Origin of the sequence: Campylobacter sp. CNRCH_2013_0671h, from assembly GCF_025773055.1 — a bacterium.
Taxonomy (GTDB): domain Bacteria; phylum Campylobacterota; class Campylobacteria; order Campylobacterales; family Campylobacteraceae; genus Campylobacter_D; species Campylobacter_D lari_D.
In genome coordinates this window covers 24,662-47,948 of record NZ_JAKMTG010000002.1, presented here as the reverse complement: position 1 = coordinate 47,948, position 23,287 = coordinate 24,662, and the positions used below count along the sequence as shown (strand labels likewise).

General features: G+C 29.5%; 24 protein-coding genes. 21 read left to right on the top strand and 3 right to left on the bottom strand.

The features are described 5' to 3' along the window. Window positions 1-2 precede the first annotated feature (2 nt). From L8X97_RS01875 to L8X97_RS01800, 16 genes are all read left to right on the top strand, one after another. Entirely contained in the window at window positions 3-1,724 is a 1,722-nt protein-coding gene (locus tag L8X97_RS01875) for a M3 family oligoendopeptidase (protein WP_263662495.1), read from the top strand. Next, the gene (locus tag L8X97_RS01870) at window positions 1,717-2,163 is read left to right on the top strand and encodes a hypothetical protein (RefSeq protein ID WP_133318700.1); all 447 of its coding nucleotides are present in this window, start codon (window positions 1,717-1,719) and stop codon (window positions 2,161-2,163) included. The genes L8X97_RS01875 and L8X97_RS01870 overlap by 8 nt, the downstream gene beginning before the upstream one ends. Further along, window positions 2,160-4,223, top strand: coding sequence for an ATP-dependent helicase (locus L8X97_RS01865; protein WP_263662494.1), 2,064 nt, complete (start codon window positions 2,160-2,162; stop codon window positions 4,221-4,223). Before L8X97_RS01870 ends, L8X97_RS01865 begins: the two co-directional genes overlap by 4 nt. Continuing rightward, window positions 4,220-5,038, top strand: a complete 819-nt coding sequence (truB, locus tag L8X97_RS01860; protein WP_263662493.1) for a tRNA pseudouridine(55) synthase TruB — start codon at window positions 4,220-4,222, stop codon at window positions 5,036-5,038. Before L8X97_RS01865 ends, truB begins: the two co-directional genes overlap by 4 nt. After that, entirely contained in the window at window positions 5,032-5,259 is a 228-nt protein-coding gene (gene csrA, locus L8X97_RS01855) for a carbon storage regulator CsrA (protein ID WP_012661763.1), read from the top strand. Before truB ends, csrA begins: the two co-directional genes overlap by 7 nt. Further along, on the top strand, window positions 5,256-6,011 hold the full coding sequence (locus tag L8X97_RS01850) for a 4-(cytidine 5'-diphospho)-2-C-methyl-D-erythritol kinase (protein WP_263659032.1): 756 nt from the start codon (window positions 5,256-5,258) through the stop codon (window positions 6,009-6,011). The genes csrA and L8X97_RS01850 overlap by 4 nt, the downstream gene beginning before the upstream one ends. Further along, window positions 6,011-6,466 carry an SsrA-binding protein SmpB gene (gene smpB, locus L8X97_RS01845; protein ID WP_257399249.1) on the top strand — a complete coding sequence of 152 codons (456 nt, stop codon included), beginning with the start codon at window positions 6,011-6,013 and terminating at the stop codon, window positions 6,464-6,466. The genes L8X97_RS01850 and smpB overlap by 1 nt, the downstream gene beginning before the upstream one ends. Before the next feature lie 12 nt (window positions 6,467-6,478). Next, on the top strand, window positions 6,479-7,096 hold the full coding sequence (locus L8X97_RS01840) for a TlpA family protein disulfide reductase (RefSeq protein WP_220566879.1): 618 nt from the start codon (window positions 6,479-6,481) through the stop codon (window positions 7,094-7,096). Then, window positions 7,080-7,373 carry an ATP-dependent Clp protease adaptor ClpS gene (locus L8X97_RS01835; protein WP_220566880.1) on the top strand — a complete coding sequence of 98 codons (294 nt, stop codon included), beginning with the start codon at window positions 7,080-7,082 and terminating at the stop codon, window positions 7,371-7,373. The genes L8X97_RS01840 and L8X97_RS01835 overlap by 17 nt, the downstream gene beginning before the upstream one ends. Further along, window positions 7,370-9,499 carry an AAA family ATPase gene (locus L8X97_RS01830; RefSeq protein WP_133318694.1) on the top strand — a complete coding sequence of 710 codons (2,130 nt, stop codon included), beginning with the start codon at window positions 7,370-7,372 and terminating at the stop codon, window positions 9,497-9,499. The genes L8X97_RS01835 and L8X97_RS01830 overlap by 4 nt, the downstream gene beginning before the upstream one ends. Then, on the top strand, window positions 9,474-10,115 hold the full coding sequence (aat, locus tag L8X97_RS01825) for a leucyl/phenylalanyl-tRNA--protein transferase (protein ID WP_263660139.1): 642 nt from the start codon (window positions 9,474-9,476) through the stop codon (window positions 10,113-10,115). The genes L8X97_RS01830 and aat overlap by 26 nt, the downstream gene beginning before the upstream one ends. A gap of 92 nt (window positions 10,116-10,207) precedes the next feature. After that, a complete protein-coding gene (gene flgB / locus L8X97_RS01820) occupies window positions 10,208-10,639 on the top strand; it encodes a flagellar basal body rod protein FlgB (RefSeq protein ID WP_263659028.1) in 432 nt (143 codons plus the stop codon). A 10-nt stretch (window positions 10,640-10,649) separates the two neighbouring features. Continuing rightward, complete coding sequence (flgC, locus tag L8X97_RS01815; protein ID WP_133318691.1) at window positions 10,650-11,144, top strand: flagellar basal body rod protein FlgC; 495 nt, start codon at window positions 10,650-10,652, stop codon at window positions 11,142-11,144. A 3-nt stretch (window positions 11,145-11,147) separates the two neighbouring features. Then, window positions 11,148-11,444: a flagellar hook-basal body complex protein FliE gene (gene fliE, locus L8X97_RS01810; protein ID WP_133318690.1), complete on the top strand. Its 297-nt coding sequence runs from the start codon at window positions 11,148-11,150 to the stop codon at window positions 11,442-11,444. A 3-nt stretch (window positions 11,445-11,447) separates the two neighbouring features. Then, the gene (locus tag L8X97_RS01805) at window positions 11,448-13,256 is read left to right on the top strand and encodes a peptidoglycan D,D-transpeptidase FtsI family protein (protein ID WP_220566884.1); all 1,809 of its coding nucleotides are present in this window, start codon (window positions 11,448-11,450) and stop codon (window positions 13,254-13,256) included. A 263-nt stretch (window positions 13,257-13,519) separates the two neighbouring features. Further along, window positions 13,520-13,828 (top strand): BspA family leucine-rich repeat surface protein, encoded by a 309-nt coding sequence (locus L8X97_RS01800; protein ID WP_318529405.1) that lies wholly within the window; start codon window positions 13,520-13,522, stop codon window positions 13,826-13,828. On the opposite strand, the gene hemH is transcribed toward L8X97_RS01800, so the two are convergent. The 3 genes from hemH to L8X97_RS01785 are packed head-to-tail and all read right to left on the bottom strand — an operon-like array spanning window position 13,803 to window position 16,641. Continuing rightward, complete coding sequence (hemH, locus tag L8X97_RS01795; protein ID WP_263660142.1) at window positions 13,803-14,708, bottom strand: ferrochelatase; 906 nt, start codon at window positions 14,706-14,708, stop codon at window positions 13,803-13,805. The genes L8X97_RS01800 and hemH overlap by 26 nt on opposite strands. A 2-nt stretch (window positions 14,709-14,710) precedes the next feature. Further along, the gene (locus L8X97_RS01790) at window positions 14,711-15,568 is read right to left on the bottom strand and encodes a Gfo/Idh/MocA family protein (RefSeq protein ID WP_263662492.1); all 858 of its coding nucleotides are present in this window, start codon (window positions 15,566-15,568) and stop codon (window positions 14,711-14,713) included. Then, window positions 15,565-16,641 carry a DegT/DnrJ/EryC1/StrS family aminotransferase gene (locus L8X97_RS01785; protein WP_263662566.1) on the bottom strand — a complete coding sequence of 359 codons (1,077 nt, stop codon included), beginning with the start codon at window positions 16,639-16,641 and terminating at the stop codon, window positions 15,565-15,567. Before L8X97_RS01785 ends, L8X97_RS01790 begins: the two co-directional genes overlap by 4 nt. 108 nt (window positions 16,642-16,749) lie before the next feature. On the opposite strand from L8X97_RS01785, the gene alaS reads away from it, so the two are divergent. From alaS to L8X97_RS01760, 5 genes are all read left to right on the top strand, one after another. Further along, window positions 16,750-19,287 (top strand): alanine--tRNA ligase, encoded by a 2,538-nt coding sequence (gene alaS / locus L8X97_RS01780; RefSeq protein WP_263659027.1) that lies wholly within the window; start codon window positions 16,750-16,752, stop codon window positions 19,285-19,287. Further along, window positions 19,287-19,829: a septum formation inhibitor Maf gene (gene maf, locus L8X97_RS01775; protein ID WP_263659026.1), complete on the top strand. Its 543-nt coding sequence runs from the start codon at window positions 19,287-19,289 to the stop codon at window positions 19,827-19,829. Before alaS ends, maf begins: the two co-directional genes overlap by 1 nt. Beyond that, window positions 19,829-21,760 (top strand): PBP1A family penicillin-binding protein, encoded by a 1,932-nt coding sequence (locus L8X97_RS01770; protein ID WP_263660161.1) that lies wholly within the window; start codon window positions 19,829-19,831, stop codon window positions 21,758-21,760. The genes maf and L8X97_RS01770 overlap by 1 nt, the downstream gene beginning before the upstream one ends. Before the next feature lie 84 nt (window positions 21,761-21,844). After that, window positions 21,845-22,738 (top strand): protein-methionine-sulfoxide reductase catalytic subunit MsrP, encoded by an 894-nt coding sequence (gene msrP, locus L8X97_RS01765; RefSeq protein WP_263662491.1) that lies wholly within the window; start codon window positions 21,845-21,847, stop codon window positions 22,736-22,738. Beyond that, window positions 22,738-23,286, top strand: coding sequence for a sulfite oxidase heme-binding subunit YedZ (locus L8X97_RS01760; RefSeq protein ID WP_263662490.1), 549 nt, complete (start codon window positions 22,738-22,740; stop codon window positions 23,284-23,286). Before msrP ends, L8X97_RS01760 begins: the two co-directional genes overlap by 1 nt. Window position 23,287 lies beyond the last annotated feature (1 nt).

The window sequence follows — 23,287 nt, the reverse complement described above, 5'->3', positions numbered from 1 at the left end:
TCATGCAAAATTGGAACTTAAATATATTATTTAAAGATGAGCAAGAATTAAATCTTTTTTTACAAAAAACTCAAGATGAAGCTTGTGAATTTAAAAAACAATATGAAAATAATCTTCATAGTTTAAGCAATGAGCAATTCTTGCAAGCTTTAAAAAACTATGAAGAATTAATCTTAAAACTTTCTCACATACTAACCTATGTGTATTTAAATTTTGCTCAAGATACTACCAAAGGTGCCTTTTATGCAAAATATGAAAATTTAAGTAAAAAAATAGAAGAAAATCTTTTATTTTTTGAACTTGAATTTTGTGAGTTAAAAGAAGAAAAAAGTAAAACTTTCATCACATTTTGCAAAGATTATGAGTTTTATTTAAATAATCTTATCAAACACAAAAAACACAATCTTTCTAAAAAAGAAGAAAGAGTTATCCTAACTCTATCAAGTACAGGTTCAAATGCATTTGCAAGATTATTTGATGAAACCTTTAGTGCTTTAAAATTTAATTTTGAAGGGCAAAAATTAAGCGAGGAAGAAATTCTAAGCAAGCTTTATGATAAAGATAGAAGTATAAGAAAAAAAGCTTCAAAATGCTTTAGTAAAACCTTAAAAAAACAAAACAAGCTTTTAATATATATTTTTAATATGATTAAAAGCGAACTTGCTAGTATTTGTGAGTTAAGAGCCTATGAAAGTCCTGAAACTCCAAGACATATAAGAAATCAAATTTCTAAAAAAAGTGTTGATGCGCTTATTAGTGCTAGCGAGAATAGCTTTGATATTGTTTCTAAATTTTATAATGCAAAGAAAAAAATTCTAGGGTATAAAAAGTTAAAAGATTATGATCGTTATGCGCCTATTGGAAAAGAAATGCAAGTTGATTTTGATCAAGGAAAGGATATAGTTTTAAAAGCCTTTGAAAAATTTTCTAAAGATTTTTATATGATAGCAAAAGAAGCTTTTGAGAATAACTGGATTGATATCTATCCTAAAGAATTTAAACAAAGTGGAGCATTTTCTCACTCAAGCACGCCGCTAAGTCATCCTTTCATACTTTTAAACTATACCAACCAAAGACGCGATCTTTTCACCCTGGCACATGAGCTAGGCCACACTATACATCAAAAACTTTCTTATAAAGTAAGTTTTTTAAATCAAGATACACCGTTAACTACAGCAGAAACTGCTTCAGTGTTTGCAGAAATGTTGATTTTTGATTATATTAAAGAAAATTTAGACAAAGAAGAGCTTTTATCTTTATATGCAGCAAAAATTGAAGATATTTTTGCTACTCTTTATAGACAAATTAATTTTACTACTTTTGAACGCAGATTTCATGCTAAAAAAGAAGAGCTAAGCGCGCAAGAACTAAGTGAAATTTGGCTTGAAGAATCAAGAAAAATGTTTCAAGATAGCGTAGTTTTAACCAAAAATTATGGCCTTTGGTATTCTTATATACCACATTTTATACACTCTCCATTTTACTGCTATGCTTATGCTTATGCACAACTTTTAGTTTTAGCACTCTATGGTCTATATAAAAGTGGCAAATGCTCTAATTTTACTTCAATTTATATTGAGTTTTTAAGTAGCGGGGGAAGCAAAAGCCCAAAAGAACTTGTAGCTATGTTTGGCTTTGATATAGAAAGTGATGAATTTTGGAATATAGGCTTAGAGCAAGTTAGGATACTAGTAGATGAATTTTTAAGGCTAAGCAATGATTGATAAAATTTTAAATAATAAAAATTTTATAACTTTAATGCAAAAAAGCATTTATGAATGTTTGCAAATTTTAATCCAAGAAGATATTGAGTTTAATATCATTGTAAATACTAAATTTGTTACACTCGAACCTCCTTTACCACCAGAATTAGATGTAGTGAGCAAAAATCCTTATTGTCTTTTTGCACTTGGTGGTTATACTTTTAAATCCATAGTTTTAACAAATGAGCATATAGAATTTCACGCAGGTTTTGGACCTGATGATTTTGCAACCTTTGTGAAAGTGGATTTAGGGGCAATTACTCAAATTCAAGTTGAAGATAATATCATTTTTGTCAATTTTTCAAACTATTTTAAAAAGCAAAATGATCAAAAGTTAAAAGAAAAATCCATGAATGCTTTTTTAAACAATCCCAACAATAAAGATTTATTTAAAAAATGAGTTTTTTTGAAGGTTTAAATGATAGCCAAAAAGAAGCTATCATGCATATTGATGGAGCTATGCTAATACTAGCAGGTGCAGGTAGCGGAAAGACTAAAACCATTACCACTAGACTTGCCTATTTAATCGATCATGTAGGTATTCCTGCGCAAAATACCCTCACGCTAACCTTTACAAATAAAGCTGCTAATGTAATGAAAACAAGAGCCTTAGCACTTTTACAAGATCAAAATTTACATAATCCCCTTTTATGTACTTTTCATAAATTTGGTTTGTTATTTTTAAGACTTTATAGCGAAAGAATTAGTAGAGCAAATAATTTTGTCATTATTGATACAGATGATAAAAAGAAAATACTAAAAGATTTAGCTAGCGAAAATTTGCAAAGCTCTTTAGCAAGCATAGGTGCTTATATTTCAAATTTTAAAAATCAAAGCAAAAGCGCTCAAGAAATACGCAAAGAATTAGAATTTTTAAAAGATGAAAAAAACAAAAATTACGAAGAAATCATTCATTTATATGAGCAATATGAGCATTTTTTAATCCAAAATAATTTCATGGATTTTGATGATTTACTCATGCTAACTAATAAAATTTTAGAAGATGAACAATTTGCACAAGAGCAAAGTCAAAAATATACTTATATAACAGTAGATGAGTATCAAGATACTAATGCCTTGCAATATCAAATTCTAAAAAAACTTTGCGTATCTCATGAAAATATTTGTGTGGTGGGTGATGATGATCAAAGTATTTATGGTTGGCGCGGGGCTAAAATAGAAAATATCTTAAATTTCAAAGAACAATTTAACAATGTAAAATTAGTAAAACTAGAGCAAAATTATCGCTCAACTAGCGCTATTTTGCAAGCTGCAAATGAGCTTATAGAGCATAATAGAAAAAGACTAGGAAAAACTTTGATTTGTACCAAAGATGAGGGCGAAGAAATTACAATTTTACAAAATGATGATGAAAAAATTGAAAGTTTTAAGGTTGCAAGAGAAGTTTCAAAACTTTTAAACTCGGGGATTAATCCTAGTGAAATAGCCATACTTTATAGAGTAAATGCCCTATCTCGTGCTCTTGAAGAAGCTTTTAGCAAAGAAAAAATTCCTTTTAAATTGCTAAGTGGAATTCGTTTTTATGAAAGAGCTGAAATTAAAGATATTATTTCTTATTTAAGATTACTTTCAAATTTAAATGATGATTATTCTTTTAAACGCATTATCAACCGCCCTAAAAGAAACTTTGGTAATGCAAGTTTAGAAAAGCTAGAAAATTATGCCAAAGAAAATCATTTGTCTTTATTTGAAAGTCTATGTGCTTTGCAAGGAAGTGGTTTTTTTAGTAAAAAAACAGACAAAGAGTTAGAAAAATTCATACTAAGCATACACAAAATCAAAGAAAAAGATGATTTGCTTGCAATGATTTTAGCCTTAGAAGAAGAATTTAAAATCAAAGAATTTTACAAAGATAATCCAGAGGGTGAAGATAAACTTTTAAATATAGATGAACTTTATGCTAATTTAAAAGATAAAATTACTCATGGAAATTATAATGGATTAGATGATATTTTAAATGAAATTTCTTTACTTAATGAGCAAGATGGACTTGATAAAGAAAGTATTTGTATTATGAGTATTCATGCAAGCAAAGGACTTGAGTTTGATTATGTTTTTATCATAGGTTTAGAAGAAGGATTTTTCCCACTCACTAGCGAATCAAGCAATATAGAAGAAGAAAGAAGACTTGCCTATGTAGCAATCACTAGAGCCAAGAAAAAACTTTATTTAAGTTATGCTAATTCTAGATTTTACAAAGGAAGTCGCACAAGATTAGAAAAAAGTAGATTTTTTGGCGAGAGTAATGTAATCAAAAAAGAATTAACACTAGATCATCAAAAAAATTGCTACAAGAAAGGCGATTTAATCAAACATAAAATTTTTGGCATAGGCAGAGTCACTGGGGTAAGTAAAATAGGTGCTGAAGAAAAACTCACGATTAATTTTGGAGGCATAGAAAGAATGATAATGTCAAGTTTTGTGGAAAAAGTGATATGAATAAACTTTTTGTAGCTTACAAACCAAGTGGTATGAGTTCTAATGCTTTTTTAGGTAAACTCAAGAAAAAATACAAAAATAAAAAAGCAGGTTTTTCAGGGACACTTGATCCTTTTGCAAAAGGTGTTTTACTCATAGCCTTTGATCAATACACAAAACTTTTTCGTTTTTTTGATAAAAATCCAAAAGTTTATAAAGCAACACTTTGGCTAGGCGCGCATTCACTAAGCCTTGATAATCAAAATATCAAAGAAATCAATCTTATAAATGCTTTTGAAGAGAAAGTTTTAGAACAAATTAAAAATGAACTTTTAGGTAAAATCACCTACACCCCACCCGCATTTTGTGCAAAAAAAATAGATGGGGTGCGCTCTTATGAGCTTGCAAAAAGAGGTTTTGAAGTCAATTTAAAACCCTGCGTTATGGAAATTTTTTATACTAAAATTTTACACTATAATCACCCCTTTTTAACCATAGAAATAGCAGTTAGTGAGGGTTCTTATATACGCTCTTATTGTGAATTATTTGCTAGAAAACTTGGTATTAAAGCCACACTAAGCTCATTAGAGCGTTTAAGCGAGGGAGGGTTTTTTTATGAGAATGAAAAAGAGTTAAATCCTTTAGCTTATTTAAATCTTAGAAAAAATACGATAAAATATCCCCAAAAATTACACAATGGACAAAAAATATTTTTGGACGATTTGGAAATTCAAGAAGAAGGTAGCTATATTTTAGAAGAAAAAGATTTTTTTTCTATCATTTCTATCCAAGATAATCAAGTGCAATATTATTTAAATAAGGTATTAAAATGTTAATTTTATCAAGAAAAGAAAATGAAAGTATAAAAATCGGAGATGATATAGAAATCAAAGTAGTTCAAACAGGCAAAGGCTATGCTAAAATAGGCATCGAAGCTCCAAAGTCTTTAATGATACTACGCAAAGAGCTTATCGAGCAAGTAAAAAGTGAAAATTTACATGCAATTAGTGATGAAACGATAAAACTTGACGATCTGAGTAAAAAGCTTAAAAAATGAAAGCTTACGCAAAAGCTAATATTTTTTTAAAAATCATAGGAATTGACTCAAGATCTTATCATTTATTACAATCACGCTTTGTTTTATTAAAAGATATTTTTGATGAGTTAAACTTTAGTGATGAAAAAACCAAAGAAGGGTTTGAAATCACTGGAAATTTTACCCAAGATACCATCATACACAAAGCTTATAAAGAATTAGAAAATTTAGGATTTTCTAATGAATTAAATGAATTTTTTAAAGACAAAAGTTTAAAGCTTATCAAAAACATTCCCATAGGTGGAGGCCTTGGTGGAAGCAGTACCGATGCGGTTGTATTTTTATTAATGATCAACGAAACTTTAAATTTAAAACTCAATCAACAACAACTTAAACAAATCTGCCAAAACCTTGGCTCTGATTTAATCTTTTTTTTAAGCGGATATGATAGTGCAAATGTTAGCGGGTGTGGCGAGATTGTAGAATATTTTGAAGATGATTTTGCCCAACTTGATTTTACTTTTCCAGCTATTGAATGCTCAAGTGCAAAAGTATATAAAGCATTTGATGAAAGTTCATATGATTTAACAGCGAATTTAAATTTAGCCAAAACACTTAAAACACTCAAAACAAGTGAAATTTTAGAGTATAAAAATACTGATTTAAACGACTTATTTGCTCCTTGTGTAAAAATTTATCCTAAAATGCAAACTTTTCTTAATGAGGCTTATTTTTTAAGTGGAAGTGGAAGTGGAGTTTTTAAGGCTAAATGATGAAAAAAACTATAGTAAAAAACAAAAAAGCTTTTTTTGATTATGAAATTTTGGAAAAATTTGAAGCAGGTATTGTTTTAAAAGGTTCTGAAGTAGTGGCATTAAGAGCTAGTAGAGCAAATTTGAAAGATTCTTTTGTGCGTATTATCAAAGGTGAAATTTTCTTACTTAATGCTCATATTTCTCATCTTAGCACTACACATTCTTTTTATAAGCATGATGAAAAAGGTGCGCGAAAACTTTTAATGCATAAAAAGCAAATCGATAGGCTTTTTGGTAAAATTAGCATCCAAGGCTTTACTATAGTGCCATTAGAACTTTATTTTAATGAAAAAAATAAAGCAAAAGTCTTAATAGCCTTAGCCAAAGGAAAAAACTTACACGATAAAAGAGAAAGCTTAAAGAAAAAACAAGCAGATCTTGAAGCAAGAGCTGCTATGAAAAATCATTATTAAAAAAGGATTTTGATGAAAAAAATTACTTATTTATTTTTTACATTTGCTTTTGCATTTTTAATAAGTGCTTGCTCAAGTGAAGAAAAAATCGAAAATGAATTTGCATTTGCTGAGTATAAAATGGGTGATGAAATTCTTTTAAAAAGTGTCAATGGTGGCGAGAAAACCCTAGTAAGAACACAAAATGGTTTTGTAGTAAAAGGTGAAGAGGGTAAAATTTTAATGTTTGATTTTTTTGGAACCTTTTGCACACCTTGTCAAGAAGAAGCCACTCATCTAACAAGTTTGTGGCAAAAAAATGCTGACAATTTTATCATCATAGGACTAAGTCATTTTGAAAATGTTAGCGATCAAGCTGTAAAAGATTTTGCCATTAAATATGGAGCGTATTATTTCTTAAGCAATTCTAAAGAAAATGATAGAATTGTTGCACAAGCATTAAAAGATATCAACTATCAAAGCATGGAACAACTTCCTTTTAAAGTAGTTTTAAAAGATGGAAATTATCAAGATCTAACAGATTTTTGGAATAAAGACTCAAAAAGTTATGTGAAATATTATCTTGGAAAAGTTTCTACTGAGATTATGCAAGAAGATATTACTAGGATATTAAATGAGTCTAAAAAATGAAATTTTAGAACAACAAAAACTAGCAGAACCTAAAATGTTTAAGGTTTTGCTTTTAAATGATGATATTACCACCATGGATTTTGTAATTGAAATTTTAATGAATATTTTTCATCATGATTTTGAAAAAGCAAGTGCAATTATGCTTGAAATCCATCATCAAGGAAGCGGAGTTTGTGGCATATACACAGAAGAAATTGCGCTTAGCAAAAAACAGCAAGTTGACATGGCAGCAAAAAATAATGATTTTCCACTCCAAACAAGGATAGAAGAACAATGAAATATAAAGAATTGATTGACTCATTTATACCAAATGCAAGACATTTAAGCTTTATCAATCATCATGAATTTATCACTTGTGAGCATTTACTTTTTGCTTTAGTTAAGCTTAGCAATGATTTTAAAAATCTACTTGAAGAAATCGGAGATGGTGATTTACAAGGCTTTGAAAATGAATTAAAAAATTATCTAGCTAAAAATAATGAAATTTTAAAAAAAGAAATAGAACCTATTTTTTCTGTAATCTTGGAAAATATATTACACAAGCTAAATGCAAAAAATCAAACAAGTGTGATTGATTTTATCATTGCACTTTGCAAAGAAGAAAAAGCTTATTCTTATAATATCTTAAAAAAACACCTAATAGAAGAAGAAAAAATAAAAGAATTGTTACAAAATGCTGAATTTGAAAATTTAAAAACCCATACCATAGAGCTAGTTGAGCTTGCAAAAAAAGGCAAAATAGATCCTGTTATAGGTAGGAAATTTGAACTTGAAAGAATGATGCAAATTTTAAGCCGTCGTAAGAAAAATAATCCTATTTTAGTTGGTGAACCAGGTGTTGGTAAAAGTGCCATTATAGATGGGTTAGCGCTAGCTATAGCTGAAGAAAAAGTACCAAAACATTTAAAAAACTCAAAAATTTATAGCCTTGATATGACAAGCTTGCTTTCGGGGACAAAATATAGGGGTGATTTTGAAAAAAGGTTAAAAGATATCATTAAAGAATTAGAAAATATCCCTAATGCTATTTTATTTATAGATGAAATTCACACCATAGTAGGAACCGGCGCAAGCAATGAAAGTCATGCAGATATGTCAAATTTATTAAAACCTGCATTAAGTAATGGCAACATCAAATGCATAGGTGCAACTACTTTCATAGAATACAAAAATACCTTTGATAAAAACAAAGCTCTAAGTAGAAGATTTGCAAAAATTGATATAGATGAGCCAAGCGAAGAAGAGTGTTTTTTGATCTTGCAAGGCTTAAAAAGCAAATATGAAAATTTTCACAAAATCAAAATCAGTGATGAAATTTTACAAACAAGTATAAAACTAGCAAAACAATTTTTACATGATAAATTTTTACCCGATAGTGCAATTGATTTAATTGATGAACTTGGTGCAAGCTTTGCTTTAGAAGATAAAAAAAGTAAAAAAATAGTAAAAATAAAAGATTTAGAAAATACTTTAGCAAGAATGACACATTCTCATAAAATTTATGAAAGTGATCAAGGTAAAATCTTAAAAAATTTAGAGCAAAACTTAAAGCAAAATATTTTTGGACAAGATGAAGCCATTAAAGCTTTGTGTTCTATTTTAAAACAAAGCTATGCGGGGTTAAAAGGCAAAAATACCCCAAAAGGCGTGTTTTTATTTACCGGTTCAAGTGGAGTTGGTAAAACCGAACTTGCAAAAAATTTAGCACAAATTTTAAACCTTAATCTTGAAAGATTTGACATGAGTGAATACTCGCAAAAACATGATGTAAGCAAACTCATAGGAACTTCAGCAGGTTATGTGGGCTATGAAGATGGCGGCTTGCTTAGTAACAGCATTAGAAAAAATCCTTTTAGCGTAGTCTTATTTGATGAGATAGAAAAAGCTCATCCTGATTTAACTAATACCTTTTTACAAATTTTTGATAATGCAAGTTTAACAGATAATAGTGGATTAAAAGCTGATTTTAAAAATACTATTATCATTATGACTTCAAATTTAGGTCTCAAAGAAAGTAATGAACTTGGTTTTTTAAGCAGTGATAAAGAAAAAAGTAATAAAGCCATAAAAGATTTCTTCGCACCTGAATTTATCAACCGTATAGATAAAATCATTCATTTTAATGACTTAAGTCAAGAAATTTTAGAACAAATCGTTCAAAAAGAACTAGATTTAATGGCAAAAAATTTAAACAACATCACCATGGAAGCTGATAAAAAAGTAAAAGAATTTCTTGCTAAAAAAACTAATAATAAAGAATTTGGAGTCAGATTATTAAAACGCATTATTGCCGAAGAATTAGGCGAGAGATTAAGTGATGAAATTTTATTTGGAAAATTAAAAAATGGTGGTAAATTAAAACTCAAACTTTCCAAAAATGAAAAAATTGAATTTGTATTCTAAACTTTTAAAAAGCCCTGATGATGCGCCTGTTTTTATTAGTGAAAAACTAGAAGTAAATTTTATACCTCATGCTTATAGCTTAGGACTTTTTCCATGGACTAGCAATCCTGTTACTTGGTGGTGTCCTTCTCCTAGAATGGTACTTTTACCTGATGAAGTGCGCATACAAAAAAGCATAAAAAAAGCTTTAAGAACTTATGAAATAAGACTTAATTTTGATTTTAACTCGCTTATCAAACATTGCGCAAAAAGAAAAAAAACTTGGATAAGTCAAGAATTTATACAAGTTTATACAAATCTTTTTGAGCAAAATTTAGCTCATAGTGTTGAAGTTTATGAAAATGATGTTTTAATCGGCGGTTTATACGGACTTATAATAGGTAAAATATTTTTTGGTGAAAGTATGATAAGTCTTAAAAAAGATGCCTCAAAAGTAGCCCTAATAAGACTTTGTGAGCTTTTAAAACCATATGATTTTTTAATAGATTGTCAAGTGCCTAATGAGCATTTAAAATTTATGGGTGCTAAAGAAATGACAAAAAAAGATTTTTTGAAAACACTAGAAAAAAAAGTTTCACTTGAAAGTGGCTTTAAAAATTTCAAAAATTTACTATAAAAAGATATACTTATACATAAATAAAATTGCATAAATATTTTGGAATGATTTTTGCTTTTAGTCTATAAAAGCTTTATTTTAAAGGAAAAATTATGATAAGCCCTTTTAAGTCAAAAGAACTTATTGTTGATGCTTTAGCAGGAAGAAACCTAAGAAGTCAAATGATTAATTCTAACCTTGCAAATGTTGATACTCCTTTTTATAAAGCAAGAGATATAGAATTTGAAACTGCTTTAGTTGATAGAGCAAATGAAATTTTCAAAAAAAAAGATACTAAAGAGCTTGAATTAGCAAGCACAAATACAAATCATCAAAAACCTTGGAAATTTCCAGACCCTAATAAATCAACTATTTATTTAAGAGATGGGCATTTGGCAAGAAATGATGCAAATACAGTAGATCTTGATGTAGAAACTACTGAAATGAGCAAAAATACTATGATGATTTCTGCTTTAGATGGTGTTTTAAGAAGACAAAGTAATATTTTTTCAACCATCATAGAAACAAGCTCTAAATTAGGCTAGGAGAAAAATAATGGCTTATTTAAGTGATTTTGATATTAGTGGATATGGACTTAGTGCTCAACGCTTTAGAATGAATGTAATTAGCTCAAATATAGCTAATGCTAATACTACTAGAACAGCAGAAGGTGGTCCATATAGAAGAAGAGAAGTGATTTTTAAAGCAACTGACTTTAACGAATTGCTAAACAAGCAAATAGCTAAAGATAATAATTTTTTAGAATATGAAAATCCTTTAAATGATCCTGCTTCACAAAAAGATGCAAAACCTGCTATAATGAGCGTAGTAGTTGATAAAGTTGTAAGAGATGATAAAGATTTTCGTATGAAATTTGACCCATCTCATCCAGATGCGAATGAACAAGGTTATGTTGCTTATCCAAATATAAATCCTGTTATTGAAATGGCCGATTTAATAGAAGCAACAAGAGCTTATCAAGCTAATGTAAGTGCCTTTACTAGCACCAAAACTATAGCACAAAGTGCAATAGATTTACTAAGAGGTTAATAAATGAACACTATTAATGGTATAAATCAATTTAACAATGTTAATAACAAAAACAATAATAACAACACAAGCAACATAGGAGATGAGTTTTCGAGTTTATTAAAAAATTCCATCAACGATCTTAATAAAACTCAAGAAACCGCCGAAGCTGCTATGGTAGACATTGCAACAGGTGAAGTAAAAGACTTACACCAAGCTGCAATTGCGATTAGCAAAGCTGAATCAAGTATGAAATTTATGCTTGAAGTTAGAAATAAGGCTATAAACGCATATAAAGAAATTTCAAGAACTCAAATTTAATATATGCTTTCAAACACCATTAGAAATAGGGTTTCAAAAGTAGCTTTTGCTTTTTGTATGGCTCTGTTTTTTATGGCCTTATTTTTACTTTCTACTTTTTTTCTAACCTCAAAACGCCATATACCAAATACTCAAAAAGAACAATATTTTTCCGCTCTTAGAGGTAATATCATCACAAGCGATAATTTTACCGTAACTTCTAGTAGGCAAATTTATAGAGCTGAAATTGATCTAAGGAGCTTAAATCCCGATAAAAAGGATTTGTTTTTAACTCTTTTTCAAATTTATAGTGGTGCAAGTGATGAACAAATGCAAGATATAAAAAAAAGAATGCTTGCAAAGAAAAAAAGAAGTTATAATTTTATTTTACTCCAAGATATTAACTCAAAAGACGCAAGTTATTTAAAAGAACTAGCTAAAAAACTTTATACTCAAGGTTTTTTTAAATCTTTCACAAATAATAATGGCAGAGTGGAGACAAGAGGGCTTGATATTATAGAACATAAAGAAGATCGTGTATATATGCCAAAAGATTCACTTACTCCAATCATAGGCTACACAAGAACCTATATGGATGAGCAAAGTGAAATTTTTAAAAATGTCGGCATAAAAGGTTTGGAAAAATACTATAATGAATGTTTAAATCCTTTGCAAAATGCTAAAATTCAAGGTTTAAGAGATATAGGTGGTAATATCATCTTGAATTTGCATTCTTATGAACAACGCAAAATAGATGGTTGTAATTTATACTTAAATATTTCCTTAAAACTTCAAAAAGGTTTAGAAAAAGCTATCGATAAAAGAAATGAAGATCTAAAAGCCAATGAAATTATAGTTGCCATCATGGAAAGTAAAAGCGGAAAAATTCTAGCACTTGCTAGCTCAAGAAGATACGATCCGCAAAATCGCGGAAAAGATCTATCTGTGCTCAATGCAAGCGCCATAGAATATGGCTATGAAGCAGGATCTGTTATAAAACCTTTTATATTTACCACTGCATTAATGCTTGATAAAATCAAAGTTGATGAAATCATTGATACTCAAGGTGGACAATACAAACTTGGTCGTTTTACTATACGTGATGATCACAAAAAAAATAAAATGAGCATGGAAGAAGTTATTACTTACTCTTCAAATGTCGGTATGATTAAAATTGCCCAAAGATTAAGTAATCTTGAAATCATCTCAGGGCTTAGAATTTTTCGTTTTGGAGAAAAAAGCGGTATTGATCTTCCTTATGAGCAAAAAGGAGAAATACCAAATCCAAAAAGATTAAGAGAAGTTGAAAAATCTGTATTAAGTTATGGTTATGGCTTGAAAACAACTTTTATACAACTTTTAGCTGCTTATAATGTATTTAACAATGATGGAATTTACATCACCCCGCAAATTGCAAATAAAATTTATCAAGATGGGCGTTTAATAAAACTTGATGATGAAGTTAAAAAAGAAAAAATTCTTTCAAGCAAAGCTGCCAAAGAAATGCAGCAAATTTTAATTAATGTTATAGAAAAAGGAACCGGTAAAAAAGCACGAACTCAAGGTATCATTATAGGTGGAAAAACGGGTACAGCTAGGATTGCTGAAAGAAAAGGCTATACTTCAAATCGCTATAATGCCTCGTTTTTTGGCTTTGCAAATGATGAGAAAAATACCTATACCATTGGAGTTTTAGTAAGACATCCTACCAAAGCTTATAGTTATTATGCCGCACAAAGTGCTTTACCTATGTTTAAAGATACAGTAAATCTTTTGATTAAAGAAAGTTATTTAAAACCAATAGAAAACAAAAACAATGACATTAAAAAATAAAATTACAATAATAATCTTTTTTTATATTGATTTTTTGTTTCGCTTATTTAAAACATTGGGTTTTATTATTTATAACTTTACTTGTGTTTTTAGTTATATTGTATTTACTCAAACTGCAATCAAAAAATATAATACACAAACCAAAAACAAAAGAAACTCTTAAATATTTGATACTACCAGATATTCCGCTTAAAAATATAGATACAAGCAATGTTGACAATACTGAAGGAGTGTTTTAGGATATAAGATCCAACAAGCTCTAAATAACTACAACAAAAAAGCTTAAAATTCATTGCTGGGATGTTTCAAATGTATTATGGATGGAATATGCATTTTTTTGTGAATCTATTTTCAAAATTCCTTTTTCAAAAACTCCAAAATTTAATCAAGATTTAAACAATTGGAATATTGATAGTGTTATAAGCACACAAAGTATGTTTAGTGGATGTATAAATTTCAATCAAAAACTATCAAACTGGAATTTAGAAAATATCCCGAGAAAAAAAATATATGTTTTTAATACCGCTATAAAAATTAATATAAAAACTATATTTTTACTTGATTTAAAATAAACTCTATAAACTCATCGCTATCATTAGGACATTTAATAAGCTCATAATCGCTTTTTGCTAAGTGCCTATATTCAACTCCAAGCTCAAAAATCGTTTCAGAGCAATCTATACAAAAAGATACAGGATAAATCAAAGCTTTTTGATCTAAACTTTCTAAAATATCACTTGTATTAGGCTCAAGCCATTTAACTGGGCCTAGTTTTGATTGATATGATAAAATGATTTGGTCAAATTTATTTTTAAGTTTTTCTTTTAAAATATCCACATGCTCTTGCACATGTTTTTCATACAAATCACCTTTTTTAATCACTGAAAGCGGTAAAGAATGCGCAGAAAAAATCAAAATTTTATAATCGTATTCTCTCTTTTTTTCTAAAATATGCTTTATAATCATTTCATTATAAAGTTCATCTTTATAAAAAACATCAATGATTTTTACATTAGCTTGGTTTTGGATATTTCTTAGCTCATTTTCCACTACTTCTAAAGAACTAGTTACAGTGGTTTTAGAATGATGAGGATACAAAGGAAATAAAATAATTTCATCATTTTGCTTAAAATCATATTTTGAAAAAACCTCATTTGCAAAAGGTGGTACATAAAGACTAATAAAATCGAATTTATATTCTCTAGTTTTAGAATTTAATTTATCACATAAACTTTGTGTGATTTGAGTAAGTGGGGATTTTCCACCCATTTTTTCATAGTTTTGTTTCATAGCTTTTAATCTTGATTTTCTTATCATAAAGGCTACAAATTTTCTTAAAAAAACATTTTTTATCCCTAAAATATAAGGATCATTAAACATATTTTTTAAAAAAACTTCACATTCATCAAGTTTATTAACCCCGCCCATATTTAAAAAAAATACATATTTCACTATCAAACACCTTCTAAAATTTCTTGCACTCTCAAAGCATCTTCAATGCTAGCTAAATTTTCACAAACCCCATTTTGTAAAAACTCAAAAAAAGCCTCATGCTCAGCATATAAAGGAGAATTTTTATATAAATTTGGAATTTTTTGCATATTAATAAAAAGTTCAAAATTTTTAAGATCAAGTTCATAAGTACGTTTTTTACCTAAAAGTGTGATCTTTCTTATAATACATTGTCCATTCCAACTATCATGGATATTTGCTAAAATATTTTCCAATTTTAAACCTATCATTACCTCATCTTCAAATTTATCATGATGAAAGCTTTTATAAATATTTACTTTTAAAATTTGTTCTTGACTTAAAAATCTAACTAAGTCAATATCATGCACACTAAGATCACTTAAAACACCCACATCATTTATTCTTTGTGGATAAGGAGAAATTCTTTGTATATTAATACTTATAATCTCATCTTCTAAAAGTTTTTCTTTTAAAGCTAAAATAACCGGATTAAATCTCTCGCAAAAGCCCACCCCTACTCTGACTTTATTTTCTCTAGCTTTTTGCTCTAAAATTAAAATTTCATCTACATTTAATGCCAAAGGCTTTTCTATTAAAACATTTTTTATTTTAGGAAAAACCTTTAAAGCTATATCTAAATGCGTATGAGTAGGCGTAGCAATGATAACACCATCAAGATTTTGTGCTAAAAAATCATCAAAATTTTTATGAAAAAAGTGTTTAAATTTATCTTTACAGAAAGGATCATAAAGATGAATTTCTTTTACTTTTAAATTACGCTCGAGTTCTCTTAAATGGTTTTTACCCATTTTACCAAGGCCTATAAGCCCTATTTTCATTTAAAAGCCTCAATCACTCTAATTTGGTGTTCTTCTTTTAAAAACGCACTCATAGGTAAGGATAAAATTTCATCACTTAATAGTTCTGTATTTGGCAAATCACCTTTTTTATAAGCAAGATAATCGAAAGCTTCTTGCAAATGAAGCCCCAAAGGATAATGCACCGCAGTAGGTATACCTTGCTCTTGTAATTTTTGCATGAATTTTTCTCTATTCTTTACACGCACGCTATATTGAGCCCAAGCACTCACAAAATCATCTTTTCTTGGCGGTAAAATACAATTTTTTAAATTTTCATCATAAACTTTTGCTATTACTTCTCTTTTTTTAATCTCTTCATCTAAGTATTTTAATTTCACATTTAAAACAGCCGCTTGGATGGTATCAAGCCTTCCATTAATACCGATGTATTTATGCTTATATCTTTGCACTTGTCCATGATTTAAATAAATTTTTATTTTTTGCGCTAACTCATCATCTTGGGTAAAAATCGCCCCGCCATCTCCATAAGCACCTAAAGGCTTAGACGGAAAAAAGCTTGTGCAAGATATATCAGCTATAACACATGATTTTACACCCTTTTGACTAGCTCCAAAACTTTGTGCGCTATCTTCTATCAAAGCGATGTTTTGACTTTTACAAAGTTCTTTTAAAGCAAACATATCAGGCATAAGCCCAAAAATACTCACAGCAATTACAGCTTTAGTTTTAGGCGTGATAGCACTTTGAACTTTTTCTAAGCTAAGATTATAATCTTTAAAATCAATATCTACAAAAACGGGCTTAGCGCCGATTAGAGCAACCATTTCAGCTGTAGCTATAAAGGTAAAACTTGGCACTATTACCTCATCATCCCTACCCACACCCAAAGCCATTAAGGCTAAAAATAACGCACTTGTGCCACTTGAACAGCCTATTGCATGTTTGACACCTGCATATTTAGCCAAATTATTTTCAAATTCTTCTAATTTTGCACCACCTATAAAAGAGGTGCTTTGTAAAACTTCGCCAATAGCCTCATCGATTTCATTTTTATAAGCATTATATTGAGCATTTAAGTCTATAAAAGGAATTTTCATTATATTAACCTTATAAATTTAAAATCATGATTATAAGATAGTTTTACTTAATTTAAAGTATTTTTGGTATTATTTTAAGTAAAAAACTAGCTAGGAAAATCTATGGATATAAGAAAAGAATATTTAGAATTTTTTAAATCAAAAGGACACGAAATCACTCCTTCAAGCCCTTTGGTGCCTGATGATGCAACTTTACTTTTTACTAATGCAGGTATGGTACCTTTTAAAAGCATATTTACCGGAGAAGTACCACGCCCTAATCCTCCGCGTAAAACAAGCTGTCAAACTTGTATAAGAGCCGGTGGAAAACATAATGACTTAGACAATGTAGGCTATACGGCAAGACATCATACTTTCTTTGAAATGCTTGGGAATTTTAGTTTTGGAGATTATTTTAAAGAACAAGCCATTGCTTATGCTTGGGAATTCGTAACTGAAGTTTTAAAATTACCTAAAGAAAAATTATATGTAACCGTTCATGAAAGTGATGATGAAGCATATGAGCTTTGGCAAAAGCATATAGAAAAAGAAAGAATTTATAAATTTGGCGATAAAGATAATTTCTGGCAAATGGGCGATACTGGACCATGCGGGCCTTGTAGTGAAATTTTTTATGATCAAGGCGCTGAGCATTTTAATTCTAGTGAAGATTATATGGGTGGAGATGGAGATAGGTTCTTAGAAATTTGGAACCTAGTTTTTATGCAGTATGAAAGAAGTGCAGATGGAACGCTTACTCCATTACCAAAACCAAGTATTGATACAGGCATGGGGCTTGAAAGAGTTAGTGCTATAAAAGAAGGAAAATTTAGTAATTTTGATAGTTCTTTGTTTATGCCTATTATTGAGAGTATTGCAAAACTTTGCGGTAAAACTTATACTTATGAAAGCGGAGCTAGTTATAGAGTAATTGCTGATCATATAAGATCAAGTGTATTTTTACTTGCTCAAGGAGTTGGGTTTGATAAAGAAGGCAGGGGCTATGTTTTAAGAAGAATTATGCGTCGTGCCTTAAGACATGGATATTTGTTAGGTCTTAAAAGAGCTTTTATGTATGAGCTTGTAGATGTAGTTTGTGAGTTAATGGGTGGGCATTATACTTACTTAAATGAAAAAAAAGAATTTATTAAAGAACAAATCAAACTAGAAGAAGAAAGATTTTTAAGCACTATTGAAAATGGTATAGAAATTTTTAACGAAGAACTTAAAAAAACTAAAGATATTTTTAGTGGTAAAGTAGCTTTTAAACTTTATGATACTTATGGTTTTCCGCTTGATTTAACCCAAGATATGCTAAGAGAAAAAAATCTTAGTATAGATGAGGCTAAATTTAATGAGCTTATGCAAGAACAAAAAGATAGAGCTAAGGCTTCTTGGAAAGGAAGTGGGGATAAAGCAGTTAGCGGGGACTTTAAAGTTTTATTAGAGAAATTTGGTAAAAATGCTTTTAGTGGCTATGAAAATTATGAAGAAAAAACTAAAATCATGGCTATTTTGGATGAAAATTTTAAAATCATAACCGAAACTAAGGCAGGAGATATAGCGTGGTTAATGCTTGAAAAAACTCCATTTTACGCAACAAGTGGAGGGCAAAGTGCTGATATAGGTTTTATCAATGAAAATGAGGTTTTAGATACACAAAAATTCTTTGATATTAATCTTAGTCAAGTGAAATTAAAACAAGATCTTAAAACAAACGATGAAGTGTTAGCTTGCATAGATACTAAAAAAAGAGAACAAATTGCTAGACATCATAGTGCGACACATTTATTACACCATGCTTTAAGAGAAATTCTTGGCTCACACATTAGCCAAGCAGGCTCTTTAGTAGAACACAATAAATTAAGATTTGACTTTACTCATCCAAAAGCCCTAAATAAAGAAGAATTAAAGCAAATAGAAGCTTTAGTAAACACTTACATCATACAAGCAAATGAAGCCAAAATTGAAATTTTAGCTTTAGATGAAGCTAAAAAAAGCGGTGCAATAGCTTTATTTAGTGAAAAATATCAAGAAAAAGTAAGAGTTTTAACCCTGGGAGCTAGCAAAGAGCTTTGCGGTGGTACTCATGTGAAAAATAGCTCTGAAATAGGAAGTTTTTACATCATCAAAGAAAGTGGTGTTAGTGCTGGGGTTAGAAGGATAGAAGCGGTGGTGAGCAAAGCTGCGCTTGATTATGTTAGTGAAAATTTAAAAGAGCTTAATCAAGCCAAAGAAGAGTTAAAAACTCATGATATTTTAAGCTATGTAGCAAAATTAAAAAATGAAATAGCTAGTTTAAAAAATGAATTAAAAAATTCAAGCAAAGCAGAATTAAATTCTAAAGAACTAAATGGCATTCAATATTGTGTACAAAAAATAGATAGTGGTGATATAAAAACTATGATAGATGAGTTTAAAAACAAATTTAACAAAGCTGTAATTTTACTTTTACAAGAAAAAGAAGGTAAGATTATCATAGCAGCAGGTGTTAAAGACACTTCGTTAAAAGCTGGTGTTTTGGTAAAAGAAATTGCACAAATGCTTGGTGGAAACGGTGGCGGTAGAGATGATTTTGCAACAGCTGGTGGTAAAGATACAAGTAAAATAAAACAAGCGCTTGATCATGCTAGAAAAATCATAGAAGAAAGTCTTGCTTAATGCTTTATTTAGCTTCAAGTTCGCCTTCACGCGTTGCTTTATTAAAAGAAGCAAATATCACTTTTGAGCAAATTATTATCGATTATGATGAGAGTTTAATAAAAAAAGATAATCCAAGCTCTTATGTGCAAAAAATTGTTTTAGAAAAAGAAAGACAATTTTTTACAAAATATCCTGATTTTAAAAATGTTTTATTTGCTGATAGCATAGTTTGTGCTCAAAATATCATTCTTACTAAAGCTAAAAGCGATAATGAAGCTTTTAATATGCTCAATTTACAAAGTGGTAAAAGTATTAGCGTTTTAAGCGCGATGATTTTAGTTTTAGAAGATAAAAAGATTTTTAATCTTAGCAAGTGTGATTTGATCTTAGATAAATTTGATTTAAAAGATATGCAAGAATACATTGAGTCAAAACTTTATCAAGGTAAAGCCGGAGCTGTGATGTGTGAGGGATTTCATAAAAAATACATTAAAAAAATCATAGGTCATCAAAGTACAGCGCTAGGGCTTAATATAGAACTTTTGAAAGCATTTTTATGATAAAAATTTTAAAAATATTTCTTTCTTTTTGTATAATGTGTGCGGTTGGAGTTTTTATATTTATTGCATATTTATTTTCTGATTCTGATTTAAATCAATACACTTTTAAAGATTATAAACCACCTCTTACAACACAAATTTTTGATAAAAATGGAAAATTAGTTGCAAATGTTTTCGAGCAACACCGCTTTTATGCTCCTTATGAAGAACTTCCACCAAGACTTATAGAAGCTTTGGTAGCCATTGAAGATACTAGCTTTTTTGAACATGGCGGGGTTAATATAGATGCAATTTTTAGAGCAGCTATTAAAATCATAAGAAGCGGTGGAAAAACTATGGAAGGAGCTTCCACTCTTACTCAACAATTCATAAAAAATACAGAATTAACTCCTGAGCGTACTTTGAGCAGAAAGCTAAAAGAAGCTTTGCTTGCATATAAGATAGAAAATACTTTAACTAAAGAGCAAATTTTAGAAAGATATTTAAATTTCATCTTCTTTGGACATGGATATTATGGAGTAAAAACTGCTGCGCTTGGGTATTTTAGAAAAAATTTAGATGAGCTTAGTTTGAAAGAGATTGCTATTTTGGTAGGTATGCCAAAGGCTCCAAGTACTTATGATCCTACTAGACATTTAGATCTTTCTTTAGCTAGAGCAAATAGCGTAGTACAAAGAATGTATAATCTTGGTTGGATTTCTAAAGAAGAGTATGAAAACGCCTTAAAAGAAATTCCAAAAGTATATGATGATACTTTAACACAAAATGCAGCCCCTTATGTTACTCAAGAAGTTTTAAAACAACTAAGCGGGATTAAAGACTTAAAAAGTGGTGGCTACAAAATAGAGCTTGCCATTGATCTTGATGTGCAAAATATTGCAAGAGAAGCTTTAAAATTTGGCTATGATGAAATAGTTAAAAGAGATAAAGATGCAAATTTAAGCACACTCAATGGAGCTATGATAGTAGCAAATCATCAAAATGGAGACATTTTAGCCTTAGTTGGCGGGGTAAATTACACAAAAAGTAATTTCAACCGCGCCACTCAAAGCTTAAGACAACCGGGGAGTTCTTTTAAGCCTTTCTTATATCAAATTGCCATTGACATGGGCTATTCTCCTATGAGTAAGGTTGCTGATATTTCAAGAATTTTTGAAAGTACTAAAAAAGATGAGAAAGATTGGAAACCTAAAAATTATGGTGGAAAATTTCTAGGACTCATAAGTTTAAAAGAAGCGCTAACTGGCTCAAGAAACCTAGCTACCATAAATTTAGCTCTTGCCCTAGGACTTGATGTAATCCACGATAAGCTTCAATTTATGGGCTTTGAAAACATACCAGTTGATTTATCTATAGTTTTGGGTAGCTTTGGAATTTCCATTTATGATTATGCTAAACTTTACACGGTATTTGGAAACTATGGTGTGCAAAAAGACTTATTACTCATTAAAAGAGTAATCGATAAAAATGGTAAAATAGTAGTAGAATTTAATTCCGGAGAAAGAAAAATCAGCGAACCTGAACAAGCCTTTTTAGTCAATGATATGATGCAAAATGTTGTAAAAAAAGGCACTGGGCGTAATGCTAGAGTAGAAGGGATTGAAATAGCTGGAAAAACAGGCACTTCAAATAAAAGCATTGATGCGTGGTTTTGTGGCTTAACTCCTGAAATAGAAGCTATCATTTGGTATGGAAATGATGATAATAAGCCTATGAAACAAATAGAAGGTGGTGCAAGAACTGCCGCTCCAGTTTTTAAAGAATTTTTAACAAAATACTTAGAACTTTATCCTGATAGCGCTAGAAAATTTATCATCCCAAAAGGGGTTTATCAAGGAATTTATGAAAAACAAAGAGAGTACTACACCAATACTTCTCCATTTCCAAAAAACAACCCTGCTCTATCTGAAAATAATGAGGTAATTTTTTAAAAATATTTTTTATAAAATAATAAAAATTATCCTTCTATTTTCCTTTATATGTTTTAATATCACAAAATATATAAAGGATGCTTCATGAATATCACAAACGAACAATTATATAACAAAAGACGCCATTTTTTAAAACTAGGTGCTGGAGCTTTAGTTAGTTCAGCTTTAGTTCAATCTGAATTAATGGCATTAAATTTCTTTCCTGATCCTAACAATGAAAAATTAAATTTAAGTGAAGAAAAAATTGCAACTAATTATGTTAATTTTTATGAATTTTCTACTGATAAAAAAAGAGCTGTTGAGCTTGCAAAAAATTTCAACACAAATGGTTGGAAAATAGAAGTTAGCGGGGAAGTTGAAGAACCTTTGACTTTAACTATGCAAGATTTATTGGCTTTTCCATTAGAAGAGAGAATTTATAGATTTCGCTGTGTTGAAACTTGGTCTATGGTGGTGCCTTGGGTTGGTTTTGAATTGCGTGCTTTAATAGAAAAATGTAAAGTTAAGAGTGAAGCTAAATTTATAAAATTTACCACTCTTTTTGATAAAAATCAATTTGCTGATCAAGCCTCATTTTTTCCAACTCTTAATTATCCTTATGTAGAGGGCTTAAGATTAGATGAGGCTATGCACCCACTAACACTTATGGCCGTGGGCATGTATAAAAAGCCTTTATTAGGACAAAATGGAGCACCGATTCGCCTTGTAGTTCCATGGAAGTATGGCTTTAAAAGTATAAAATCTATTGTAAAAATAGAATTTACCAAAGAACAACCCAAAAGCACATGGGAGTTAGCAAACCCTAGAGAGTATGGATTTTATGCTAATGTTAATCCAAATGTCTCTCACCCAAGATGGTCTCAAGCAAATGAGCGTCCTTTGGGAGATTTTTTCACTAAGCCTACACAGATGTTTAATGGCTATGAAAAAGAAGTAGCGCATTTGTATAAAGATATGGATTTAAAGGTTAATTTTTAATGAGCAAAAAAGTTTATAATATCAGTGGATTTTTAGCTTTTGTTTTAAGTATTGTTTTTAGTGTTTATCAAATCATGCAAGAATTTGATATTGTAAAATCTGTATATTTTTATAGTGGTGTATTTGGCTTAATCTTTTTTGGATTAAGCCTATTTTTTTCACTTTTAAAGTATAAACACACAAAAGATTACCCTAAATTTTTAGGTTTTTATGCGTTTTTTTGGGCTTTGATTCACTTTTTTAATTACTTTGCTTTTAGTAAAAATTTAGATTTAATGCTTTTTTTCAAAGATGCTTTTAGTAAAAATTTAGAATTTAGTGGTTTTATAAGCTTTTTCATACTCACACTTATGTTTATAAGCTCATTTAAGCTTTTTAAAAAATTAAGTAAGATAAGAAAATTTGGCTATTTTTGCTTTTTACTAGTATCTTGGCATTATTTTTTATCTGCAAAAATACCGCAAATTCCACATTTTTTAGCACTGAGTCTAGCTTTAATTTTTTTGTTTTTTAAATTATGGAATAATTACAAAAAAAAGAAGAAATAAA